We start from the raw sequence: 11,981 nt of genomic DNA, 5'->3' as shown, positions 1-11,981 counted from the left end.
TCAGATTAGCCGTTTGGAGCTGACTCTAAACGTCAACAACAAAATTGTCCAACGCTGGAATCCTCCGCGCGGATTCGGTGTCTGGGGCAGTATTGTGATATTTTTCACGTCTAAGCATCACCGAGTGTAAGGATTGTTGTATTGAGTGCGAAACGCCCCCCCACAGCACCCCCGTTGGCTGAACAGTTGATCAATATTGCCCGGGAAGGTTCACTGATCATTCTTGTGGGTGCCAACCTGTTACTGTTGTTGGCGTTGTTGGGATATGACCCCAGGGATCCGGGTTGGTCACATCTGGCTTATCAGCCGGAGGTGGAAAACTTTACCGGTGCTGCTGGCGCCTGGCTGGCCGATAGCGCCATTTCGGCGTTGGGAGTAGGGGCCTACCTGCTGCCGCCGCTTCTGGTTGTGCCCATTTGGCGCTTTGTACGCCGCCGCGATACCAGTCTGCTCGACAGTGTGCCCTTTATGATGCTGAGGACACTGGGTGCCGTATTGGGTCTGTTCAGCGTCTGTGCGCTGGCTTCAATCCATCTGTCGAATGAAGGCCTGCATTACCCATTCACTGTAGGCGGTCTGGTTGGTGAGGCCATATCCGATTGGGTGGTGAGCTGGTTCCATGTGGCCGGTGGCAGTGTTTTGCTCTGGACCAGCATGCTGCTGGGGCTGACTCTGTTTCTGGAAGTCTCCTGGCGCGATGCGCTGGAGCGATTGGGCGGCTGGTTGTTGGGTGGCGTAAACAAACTGCGCAACCAGCTACAACGTGCCCCTGTCGAAGCCGATGATGAGCCCGCGTACGAAACCGAGGCGCATTACGAAGAACCTGCTGATGAAGCCAAGTCCGGTCGTGATTTCCGCAGTTTCTTCAAGAAAGCGGTGGACCCTGAGTCCGACCAGCCTGTGCACCTTTCTGATGAGCGTATTGAGCCAGTGATGTCACTGGAAGAGGAAACGGAAAGTGTTCAGGCCGAGGCATCCGGTCAGGACTTTTCAAGGGCACAACCTGCGTCACGCGCTCAGCCTGCGACTCAACCGCAAACCTCTGCCAAGACGAAAACGCTGTCAGAACCAAAACAGCCAGAGGCTCAGCCCGTGTCGCCAGCAGTTGAGTCCAAAGCCGGCCCTGTCAGCGCTGCTGCGGTAGCCGCTGAGGTGAAGAAAAGCCTCAAAATCGTCCCCTTGTCGGAAACTCATCAGCCGTTGGCAGAAGAGAACGAGCCGGCTTCAGCGCCTCAGCGCAAACAGCTGCCGCGCTTGCCTTCGCTTGAACTGCTGGACCCGCCTTCGCTGCAGCAAGAACCGGGCTACAGCGAAGATGAGCTTGAGCAGATGTCTCGTCTGCTGGAAACCAAACTGAAAGACTTTGGCGTTGTCGCTGAGGTGGTTGAGGTAAATCCGGGGCCGGTGATTACCCGCTTTGAATTGCAGCCAGCGCCGGGTGTGAAAGCAAGCAAGATCTCTAACCTCTCGCGTGACCTGGCCCGTTCCATGGCCGTGATGAGCGTGCGTGTGGTTGAGGTCATCCCCGGCAAGTCCGTGGTGGGTGTGGAGATTCCGAACGAGGTTCGCCAGACTGTGCAGCTGAGCGAAGTCCTCAATGCCAAGCCTTATTTGGATGCCTCCTCACGCCTGACACTGGCGCTGGGCAATGACATTGCCGGTAACCCGGTGGTGGCAAACCTGGCCAAAATGCCTCACCTGCTGGTAGCGGGTACCACCGGCTCCGGTAAGTCGGTTGGTGTGAACGCCATGCTGCTGAGTCTTCTGCTTAAAGCCACGCCGGAAGAGGTGCGCCTGATTCTGGTGGACCCGAAGATGCTTGAGCTGTCGATCTATGAAGGCATTCCGCACCTGCTGACACCGGTTATCACCGATATGAAGGAAGCCGCCGGTGGCTTGCGCTGGTGTGTGGCGGAGATGGAACGTCGTTATCGCCTGATGGCGAAAATGGGTGTACGTAACATCAGCGGCTTTAATGACAAGGTCGTTGCTGCTCAGGAGCGTGGAGAACCGATTCCTGATCCGCTGTGGAAGCCGGAAGAACATGGTTATCCGGAAGGTGAGCCGGCTCCTGCATTGGAAGCGCTGCCCTATATCGTCGTTGTGATCGATGAATTTGCCGACATGATGATGATGGTAGGCAAGAAAGTAGAAGAGCTGATTGCCCGTATTGCGCAGAAAGCCCGTGCTGCCGGTATCCATTTGATTCTGGCGACTCAGCGCCCGTCGGTAGATGTGATTACTGGCCTGATCAAGGCCAATATTCCGACCCGTATTGCGTTCCAGGTATCGTCCAAGATCGACTCCCGTACCATTCTGGATCAGGGCGGCGCCGAGAGTCTGCTGGGCTACGGCGATATGCTCTATGTTCCGGCCGGTACCAGCATTCCCAACCGTGTTCACGGCGCCTTTGTCAGCGATGATGAGGTTCACCGCGTGGTAGAGCAGTGGAAGCTGCTGGGGACGCCGAACTATATAGAAGAGATTCTGTCCGACGGAGGCAGTGACTCTGGCGGTGGTGGTGACCTGTTCGATGATGAGCAGGACCCGCTCTATGATGAGGCGGTCGCCTTCGTGACTCAATCGCGCAAGGCGTCCATCTCCAGTGTCCAGCGCAAACTGAAGATCGGCTATAACCGCGCCGCCCGCATGATTGAATCCATGGAAGCTGCCGGTGTGGTGTCAGAAGCCGGCAGCAATGGTCAGCGCGAAGTGTTGGCCCCGCCTCCACCCAAGGACTGATTTGATGTTGAAACGATTGATTACCAGTACAGCCCTGCTGATGAGCCTGAGTGCCCAGGCAGGGCCGGTTGAAGACCTGGATGCGCTCCTGTCGGGCCATCAGACAGCGCAGGCCCGTTTTACCCAGTTCTCCATGAATGAAAGTGGCGCTCGGGCAGAAGAATCGACCGGGCATTTTGTCGTGGCCAGACCCAACCGCTTTCGCTGGGTGACGGAAACCCCTTTCATGCAGGAAATCGTCAGTGATGGTGACTATATCTGGATTCATGACCCTGATCTGGAGCAGGTGACGCGCAAGGCGGCTGACGCGCAGGGTGGCAGCGCCCCGGCCATGATTCTGAACGGCCAAATCAAACAACTGAGCGAAACCTTTGAAATCCGCAAACTGGATGAAGATACTGGTGGTGTATCGCTGTTTGAGCTGGTTCCCGTCGATACCGAAAACAGCACCTTTACACGTATCCGCCTGCTGTTTGAGCAGGACCGGATCAGCGAATTGTCCATGCAGGATAGTCTGGGGCAGCGCAGCATGCTGACACTGCAGGGGCTTGAATATGATACCGAGTTGCCGGAAGGGGTGTTTGAGTTCACACCACCAGAGGGCACAGACGTTATTCTGGATCAGGGGCTCTGATGCAAGACCTGTTTGCCAGCCAGCCCTCTGGCTACCAGCCGTTGGCCGCACGTATGCGTCCGACCAGGCTGGATCGGTATATCGGCCAAAGTCATTTGCTGGCTGCAGGCAAGCCGCTGCGTCAGGCGCTTGAACAGGGCGCAATCCATTCGATGATTCTCTGGGGGCCGCCGGGTGTAGGGAAAACCACGCTGGCCAAATTGGTGGCACACCAAGTGGACGCGCACTTCATGACAGTGTCTGCCGTCCTGGCAGGGGTGAAAGAGATTCGCCAGGCTGTTGATGAGGCGCGGCAGGTCAAGGCACAGAGTGGTCGCAAAACCATTCTGTTTGTGGACGAGGTTCACCGCTTTAATAAATCCCAGCAGGATGCCTTTCTGCCCTATGTGGAAGATGGCACGGTCATTTTTATCGGCGCGACCACCGAGAACCCTTCATTCGAACTGAATAATGCACTCCTGTCCCGAGCGCGGGTGTACCTGCTGCGTTCGCTTACGCAGGAAGAGCTGGGTCAGGTGATCGAACAGGCACTGAGTGACGAAGAACAGGGCCTGGGACCGCAACAACTGCAGATCCCTCAAGAGATGCGTGAGCAGTTGACGCTGGCAGCCGATGGCGATGCACGCACGGCCCTGAACCTGCTGGAGATTGCTGCCGACCTGGCACAGGAGCAGGCAGACGGTACCCGTCAGGTTACGCCTGAGGTATTGACCGAAGTGCTGCAGGCAGGTGGTCGTCGTTTCGATAAAGGGGGCGACCACTTTTACGACATGATTTCGGCATTTCACAAGTCGGTGCGTGGCTCCTCACCAGATGGTGCCCTGTACTGGTATTGTCGCATGCTGGATGGTGGCGCAGACCCGCTATATGTAGCACGGCGCCTGGTGGCGATCGCTTCCGAGGATATTGGCAATGCGGATCCCCGCGCGATGCAGGTGGCGCTGTCGGCCTGGGATGCGTTTGAGCGCGTAGGGCCGTCAGAAGGTGAGCGTGCCATTGCTCAGGCGGCGATTTATTGTGCCTGTGCACCCAAAAGTAATGCGGTCTATCGTGCGTTCAACCAGTGCCAGGCTGATGTTCGTCAGGCTGGTTCGTTACCGGTGCCTGAGCATCTGCGCAATGCACCGACCAGTCTGATGAAAGACCTGGGCTATGGGGCTGAATATCGCTATGCCCATGACGAGCCGGATGCCTATGCCGCCGGCGAAAATTATTTGCCGGAAGCGCTTGCCGACCAGCATTGGTATGAGCCGGAGCCCCGCGGGCTTGAAATCAAAATCAGGGAAAAGCTGCAGCGTCTGCGTCAGCAAGATGCGCAAAGCAGCAAGCAGCGTTACAGGAGGCGGCGATGATGCATTTGGTAGCGGTAGCCCTTGGCGGCGCTTTGGGCGCGCTCGGTCGCTACTGGGTTAGCGGCTTGCTGAATAATGCTGAGCACCGCATGCCAATGGGAACATTGAGCGTCAACGTTCTGGGGTCGTTTCTTATGGGGGTCTGCTTTGTGTTGATTCTGGAGCGCGCCAAGCTTTCGCCCGAGTTGAGACCTCTGTTGATGGTAGGCTTTTTGGGCGCATTTACCACCTTCTCCACTTTTTCCCTGGAAACCGTCGCGATGATCGGGGAAGGGCATGTCATGTCGGCCCTGATTTATATATTATTGAGCGTTTCATTGTGCATTGCGGCACTTGGTGCCGGATTGTGGTTGACCCGCTTGTTCTGAAATCACGTGTTTTTCACGTGTTCTGACAACTGTTCTGAATACAAGGTAAGTTTGATCTCATGCTGGATCCCAAATATGTACGCGCCAACCCGGACGAGGTGGCCGCTCTCCTGAAGAAGAAAGGCTACGATTTTCCGGTGGAGCAATTTGTCGAGCTGGATAATCAGCGCAAGACTATCCAGACCGAAACCGAGAACCTGCAGAACGAGCGTAACACCCGATCGAAAGGGATCGGCAAGGCCAAGGCGGCCGGTGAAGATATCCAGCCGCTGCTGGCCGAGGTGCAGAATCTGGGCGACCAACTGGATGCGGCCAAAGAGCGCCTGAACGAAGTGCAGGCACAGCTTGATGATCTGCTGCTGGGCGTACCGAATATTCCGCATGAGTCTGTGCCTGAGGGTGCTGATGAAGACGACAACGTTGAAGTACGCACCTGGGGCACGCCGGCCCAGTTCGACTTTGAAGCACTGGATCATGTCGCGCTGGGTGAGAAAAACGGCGAGCTGGACTTTGAAACAGCGGCCAAGCTGACCGGTTCCCGCTTTGCCGTTATGAAGGGCAAAATGGCGCGCCTGCACCGCGCTCTGACCCAGATGATGCTGGATACCCATGTCAGCGAACACGGCTATGAAGAGATCTATGTTCCCTACATGGTGAACGCGGATTCGTTGCAGGGTACCGGCCAGCTGCCCAAGTTTGAGGAAGATTTGTTCCGCGTGCCCTTCGGTGAGCGTGATTACTATCTGATCCCCACCGCTGAAGTGCCCGTGACCAATACCGTACGCGACGAAATCGTGGACGCTGCTCATCTGCCGCTACAGCACACCTGTCACACACCTTGCTTCCGTTCTGAAGCCGGTGCTTCCGGTCGTGATACGCGTGGCATGATTCGTCAGCACCAGTTCGACAAGGTCGAAATGGTTCAGGTGGTTGAGCCGAGCAAATCCTGGGATGCGCTGGAAGCCCTGACCGGTCATGCTGAAGCCATCCTGCAGAAGCTTGAACTGCCGTACCGCGTTGTCACGCTTTGTGGTGGTGACCTGGGCTTCAGCGCTGCCAAGACCTACGACATTGAAGTATGGTTGCCAGGGCAGGGTAAATTCCGTGAAATCTCTTCCTGCTCCAACATGGGTGATTTTCAGGCCCGCCGCATGAAGGCGCGCTGGCGTAACCCGGAAACCGGTAAGCCCGAGCTGGTGCATACCCTGAACGGCTCAGGCCTGGCAGTGGGTCGTACCCTGGTTGCAGTGCTGGAAAACTACCAGACTGCAGACGGAACCGTACGTGTACCCGAAGCGCTGCAGCCTTACATGGGCGGTATCACTGAGCTCTAAGTTCAATTGCCCTGTAGCTTTCAGAGCCCCGCCTGTGCGGGGCTTTTTCGTTTAAGGCCTGACCTCGGGCAAGCGGTGCGCTTGTGCCTCGGGTATACTGGCGCCTGATCGATTGCAGCAAATGCGTGGAAGGAGCAAGGCGATGAAATCGCGGTACGATGTTCTGATAGTAGGCGGCGGAATGGTCGGGTCTTCATTGGCCTGTGCACTGGGCGGCAGTGGTTTGTCGGTTGCAGTACTGGAGCGCAGTTTGCCTCCGGCATTCAGCGTTGATCAGCCACATGATCTGCGTGTATCGGCGTTGAGCATCGCATCAGAGCGGTTTCTGCGCAATATCGGAGCCTGGGACGGCATCCAGAACCGGCGCAGTTGTCCTTACCGACGCATGAAGGTGTGGGAGAGTGATTCCCGTCGAGCGGCAACCGAGTTTGATGCCACCGCGATCGGGTATGACCACCTGGGTCATATTGCCGAGAACCGCGTGATCCAGTTGGCTTTGCTGGATCGGTTACGAGATTTCGACAACATTGATTTGATCACTCCGGCCAAAACGACCCGCATTGATTACTCGCCAGGTGCCACACTGGTGGAGCTTGAGAGTGGTGAACAGCTGGTAGGCCGCCTGGTTGTGGCTGCGGATGGCGGTGATTCGCTTGTGCGCCAGGCTGCCGGTATCGGTGTGACCCAGTGGGATTATGACCAGCATGCGCTGGTTGCAGGTGTTACCACAGCCTACCCGCAGCAGGATATTACCTGGCAGCAATTCACCCCGACGGGCCCTCTGGCGTTCCTGCCCTTGAGTGGAAACAACGCATCCATCGTCTGGTACAGCACGCCCAATGAAGTGAAGCGACTGAAGGCCTTACCTGATGAAGTGTTCATGCAGCAACTGCATCAGACATTCCCCGAAGAGTTGGGGCATCTCACCGAGCTGCAGGGGCGTGGCAGTTTCCCGTTGCGTCGTCAGCATGCACAGTCCTACGTGCTCGAGGGGTTGGCGTTGGCCGGTGATGCGGCGCACATGATTCATCCGTTGGCCGGGCAGGGGGTCAATATCGGTTTGCTGGATGCAGCCGCTCTGGCTGAAGTATTGCTTAAGGCGCATGCTGAAGGATACTCGCTTGCTGATCTGCATGTGCTCAAGCAGTACGAGCACCAGCGGCGTCAGCACAACCTGCTGATGATGCAGGTAATGGACAGTTTCTATCGTGTCTTCAGCAACGATATCGGTCCGCTGAAATTGTTGCGTAATGCAGGACTGGGGCTGGCTGGACGGCTGCCACCGGCACGGAATCAGGTGATGGCTTTTGCCATGGGGTTGAAAGGCAGTCTGCCGGCGTTGGCGCAATAAGGCAGGGCGCACAAACAAAATGACCGCCCCGAGGGGCGGTCATTTGTTGCAGCTTGAAGAGGATCAGGACGCGGGGGTCGCAGCCGCAGATGATGCGGAGCTGGACTTGCGTGCCGTGGTACGGCTTGCAGCCGGCTTCTTCGGCTTTTCTTCAGTTGCGGTGTCCAGAGTTGGCATGAACTTGCTCATGTCAAAGCTGGCCATATCCATGGACGGCATCTCGAACTTGGGCAGGTCAGTACCGAAGGAAAGCAGGCTTTCCTCGAACAGGGCAGAGGCCTGCTCACGTACTTCGTTCAGTGTTGCCAATTCTTTCTCTGCAACTTCGCTCCACTTGGATTCCTGGGTTTTCAGGTAATCCATCTGCAGCTGAAAAGCTTCCTTGGGGTCCTTCACTTCAGCCAGGGCCTTAACCTGAGCCAGGCTGGCGTTAACGCACTCGGTAAAGTACTCGGACTGCAGCGCGAAAATCTTCTCAACCGCTTTCTGGTTGGCTTCAGTCAAAGCGGTTACCGGTTTCATTTTTTCCTGCATCTCTTTCAACGCGTCGAACATGCTTGCCACCTATTATAGTTGTGAGGATCAAACGTCCCTGCTTATGCTGCTATGCAGCACTCCCGTGAAGAAGCGGGGGGGTGGCAAGGCCACCCCGGAAGGATCACTTCTTGGCAGTGATATCCATCGGCTTCATGAATTTCTGCAGTTCAGCCATGAACGGCATCTCTTTCAGGTCTTTCAGCTCGCTCATGTCAGCGACGCTTTTTTCGACCAGGCCAGTCAGTTCTTCTTTGGCTTCAACCAGGGCTGCCATCTCTTTCTCGGCAACATCAGTCAGCTTGGCTTCGACGTCTTTCAGGTATTTAACCTGCATTTCCAGGGCCTGTTTCGGCTCACGGATTTCAGACAGAGTCTTCATCTGAGTCAGGCTGGCGTTTACAAAATCAGACACGTAAGAAGACTGCAGAGCGATCAGCTTCTCGGTAGTCTTTTTGTTGATTTCGGCCATATCGACCATCGGCTGCATGGATTCTTTCATTTTGTCGTACATGGTTATCACCTCTTCAATGTGAACATCTGCATGCAACAGTTATTGTGCAATGCAACATGGGTTTCACTCTAGTGAACAACGAATGACCAGTCAAGTACTTTTTTGTGCGCTGCACAAAAAAGATTAGCCCCCGATTTTAAAGGCCTGCGGATGACTTCACTGCAATGATGATCGGTAATGGTTACAATGCGGTAAAACACCAAGATTCCGAAAAGGTAGATAGGCAACTCATGCAAGCAGAACAGTGTCATTCCGCATTTCGCTTTATTGGCAACAAAGTGGTCGATGCTCTGAATGTCGAAGTAGCTGAGTACGAACACAAGGCTACAGGTGCCCGGCATTATCATCTGGCATCCGAGCATGACGAGAACGTTTTTCTGGTCGCCTTCCGTACCGTTCCTGAAGACTCCCGGGGTGTCGCGCATATTCTCGAGCATACTGCTCTGTGCGGCAGTGAACGTTTCCCGGTGCGTGATCCCTTCTTCATGATGACGCGCCGTTCCCTGAACACCTTCATGAATGCCTTCACCAGCAGCGACTGGACTGCGTACCCCTTTGCCAGCCAGAACCGCAAGGACTATTTCAACCTGCTGGACGTATATCTGGATGCGACCTTCTTCTCCCGTTTGGACCCGCTCGACTTCGCCCAGGAAGGGCATCGTGTCGAATTTGCCGAGGCGGACAACCCTGAGTCGGATCTGGTCTACAAGGGTGTCGTGTACAACGAAATGAAGGGCGCCATGAGCTCACCGGTGTCGACGTTGTGGCAGACCCTGACCAAGCACCTGTTTCCGACCACTACCTATCACTTTAACAGTGGCGGTGATCCCGAGTGCATCCCGGATCTTACCTACGAAGACCTGCTGGAGTTCTATCGCAGCCATTACCATCCCAGTAATGCCGTTTTCATGACTTTCGGTGATATCCCGGTCGAAGAGCTGCATCAGCGCTTTGAAGACAATGCATTGTCGCGTTTTGAGCGCCGTGACGAGGTCATCGAGGTAACCGACGAAAAGCGTTACTTTGCGCCTGTCCGTGTAGAAGAAGCGTATGCGCTGTCTCAGGAAGACCTGAGCAGCAGCACCCATCATGTGATGGGCTGGCTGTTGCCGCGCTCTATCGATCTGGATGAGCTGATGCAGGCGCATCTGTTGAGCCGTGTATTGTTGGATAACTCCAGCTCGCCGCTGCGTGCGGCTTTGGAATCGACCGATTTGGGTAGTGCGCCTTCACCGCTGTGCGGTTTGGAAGACTCCAACCGTGAAATGAGCTTCCTCTGTGGCCTGGAAGGCAGCGAGCCTGAACATGCCGCTGCGTTTGAGCAACTGGTCATGGATACCCTGGCGCGCGTTGCGGAAGAGGGTGTGCCCATGGATATGGTTGAAGCTCAGTTGCACCAGTTGGAACTGGCTCAGCGCGAGATCACCGGTGATGGCTACCCCTTTGGCCTGCAGCTCATTTTGGCCGCCATGCCAGCGGCGATTCACCGTGGTAATCCTATCGGTGTACTGGACATTGACCCTGCGCTCGAGAAGTTGCGTGAACTGATCAAGGATCCGGACTTTATTCCGGGGCTGATCCGGCGCCAGTTGCTGGATAACCCGCACCGGGTGCGCCTGACACTGCGTCCTGATGCTGAACTGTCCAATCGTCGTGATGCGGCCGAGACAGCCCAGCTTGAACGGATCAAACAGAGCTTGACCGATGCCGAGAAGCAGGCCGTGGTTGAACGTGCGGCTGCCCTGGAGGCACGTCAGGAGCAGGTTGATGATGACAGTATCTTGCCTTGTGTCACGCTGGAAGATGTACCGTCTGAACTGAACCTGCCCACAGCCGCAGAGCTGAGTCAGGGGCCTGCCAACACCACGCTGTTTAATGCCGGTACCAATGGTCTGGTCTATCAGCAGGTCATTCTGGATCTGCCGCAGCTTGATGAAGACGAGCAGGCGCTGTTACCTCTGTACACCTACTGCCTCACGGAGCTGGGCTGTGCCGAGCGTGATTATCGTGAAAACCAAGCTTACCAGAGCCAGGTGACCGGTGGTCTGCATGCCTACACCAGCCTGCGCGGCAGTGTTGGTGATGAGCAATCCGTATCAGCCTATCTGGTCATGTCCGGCAAGGCGCTTACTGTAAACAGCGAAAAGCTCACGGCACTGATGGCCGAGACCCTGGATAAGGCACGCTTTGATGAGCAGGCCCGCATCCGCGAAATCGTGGCGCAACAACGTGCACGTCGCGAGCAGAGCATCACCGGTTCAGGCCATGCCTTCGCCATGATGGCCGCTGTATCGGAGTTGGCACCGGTTGCCCAGTTCTCCCACCGTACTCGGGGCCTCGAAGGCGTGCGCCGTATCAAGGCACTGGATAAGCAGGTGCAGGATCCGGAAGCCCTGCAGGCGTTGGCGGCCAAGCTGGCCAGCCTGCACGAGCGTGTTCGTCAGGCACCGCGTCGCTTCCTGCTGGTAGGTGAAGAGGAACATCAGGACGCCATGCTGCAGCAAATGGAGCAGTATTGGCAGTCGCCTGCTGCACAGGACTTTGCGCCGCTGGCACTGCCTTCAACCCGAAAGGCCGTCAAGCAACTGTGGCTCACCAGCACTCAGGTGAACTTCTGCGCCAGCGCCTTCCCGACGGTGACCAGTGGCCACCCGGATGCTGCAGCACTGACTGTGCTGGGCGACTTCCTGCGTAACGGTTATCTGCACCGTGCTATTCGTGAGCAGGGTGGTGCCTACGGTGCCGGCGCTGGTCAGGACAATGGTGATGGTGTGTTCCGCTTCTTCTCATACCGTGACCCGCGCGTTGAGGGCACCCTTGATGACTTCAACAAGGCTGTTGACTGGCTGCTGGGGTGTGACGATGAGCCCCAGCGTTTGCAGGAGGCGATTCTGGGTGTGGTGAGCTCCATGGATAAACCGGGCTCACCGGCGGGAGAAGCCAAATCCACCTATCACAGCTCTCTGTTTGGTCGTACACCCGAGGTGCGTCAGGCATTTCGTCAGCAGATCCTGGCGGTAAGCCTGGAGGATCTCAAGAGGGTTGCGCGTACCTACCTGAAGCCTGAATTGGCCAGCGTTGCGGTTGTGACCAGCCAGAAAACAGCTGAAACGCTTCCGTCAGAATTCGAGCGTATCGAAATCTGATCTGAG

The 11,981-nt window shown here is 56.3% G+C and carries 9 protein-coding genes; 7 read left to right on the top strand and 2 right to left on the bottom strand.

Annotated features, from left to right (window positions below; translation table 11 throughout):
- Positions 1–141 precede the first annotated feature (141 nt).
- The 6 genes from O3C79_RS11635 to O3C79_RS11610 all read left to right on the top strand — a co-directional run bounded on the left by O3C79_RS11635 (position 142) and on the right by O3C79_RS11610 (position 7,781).
- On the top strand, positions 142–2,742 hold the full coding sequence (locus tag O3C79_RS11635) for a DNA translocase FtsK (RefSeq protein ID WP_494383230.1): 2,601 nt from the start codon (positions 142–144) through the stop codon (positions 2,740–2,742).
- A gap of 4 nt (positions 2,743–2,746) precedes the next feature.
- The gene (lolA, locus tag O3C79_RS11630; RefSeq protein ID WP_010323201.1) at positions 2,747–3,376 is read left to right on the top strand and encodes an outer membrane lipoprotein periplasmic chaperone LolA; all 630 of its coding nucleotides are present in this window, start codon (positions 2,747–2,749) and stop codon (positions 3,374–3,376) included.
- Positions 3,376–4,728, top strand: coding sequence for a replication-associated recombination protein A (locus O3C79_RS11625; protein ID WP_494383229.1), 1,353 nt, complete (start codon positions 3,376–3,378; stop codon positions 4,726–4,728). Before lolA ends, O3C79_RS11625 begins: the two co-directional genes overlap by 1 nt.
- A complete protein-coding gene (crcB, locus tag O3C79_RS11620; protein WP_494383228.1) occupies positions 4,725–5,096 on the top strand; it encodes a fluoride efflux transporter CrcB in 372 nt (123 codons plus the stop codon). The genes O3C79_RS11625 and crcB overlap by 4 nt, the downstream gene beginning before the upstream one ends.
- Positions 5,097–5,155: 59 nt before the next feature.
- Complete coding sequence (serS, locus tag O3C79_RS11615) at positions 5,156–6,430, top strand: serine--tRNA ligase (RefSeq protein ID WP_494383227.1); 1,275 nt, start codon at positions 5,156–5,158, stop codon at positions 6,428–6,430.
- A 142-nt stretch (positions 6,431–6,572) separates the two neighbouring features.
- Positions 6,573–7,781, top strand: a complete 1,209-nt coding sequence (locus tag O3C79_RS11610) for a UbiH/UbiF/VisC/COQ6 family ubiquinone biosynthesis hydroxylase (RefSeq protein ID WP_494383226.1) — start codon at positions 6,573–6,575, stop codon at positions 7,779–7,781.
- A 63-nt stretch (positions 7,782–7,844) separates the two neighbouring features.
- Here the strand turns inward: O3C79_RS11610 and O3C79_RS11605 are convergent, their stop codons facing one another.
- Together O3C79_RS11605 and O3C79_RS11600 are read right to left on the bottom strand one after the other, a co-directional pair.
- On the bottom strand, positions 7,845–8,336 hold the full coding sequence (locus tag O3C79_RS11605; RefSeq protein WP_494383225.1) for a phasin family protein: 492 nt from the start codon (positions 8,334–8,336) through the stop codon (positions 7,845–7,847).
- A 103-nt stretch (positions 8,337–8,439) separates the two neighbouring features.
- On the bottom strand, positions 8,440–8,829 hold the full coding sequence (locus O3C79_RS11600; RefSeq protein WP_076462318.1) for a phasin family protein: 390 nt from the start codon (positions 8,827–8,829) through the stop codon (positions 8,440–8,442).
- A gap of 230 nt (positions 8,830–9,059) precedes the next feature.
- Here O3C79_RS11600 and O3C79_RS11595 point away from each other — a divergent pair, with 230 nt between their 5' ends.
- Positions 9,060–11,975, top strand: coding sequence for an insulinase family protein (locus O3C79_RS11595; RefSeq protein WP_494383224.1), 2,916 nt, complete (start codon positions 9,060–9,062; stop codon positions 11,973–11,975).
- Positions 11,976–11,981 lie beyond the last annotated feature (6 nt).

Source organism: Marinobacterium sp. NO-S09 (assembly GCF_059179545.1).
The sequence above is the reverse complement of the archived record's forward strand: the minus strand, read 5'-3'. Positions and strand labels throughout refer to the sequence as shown.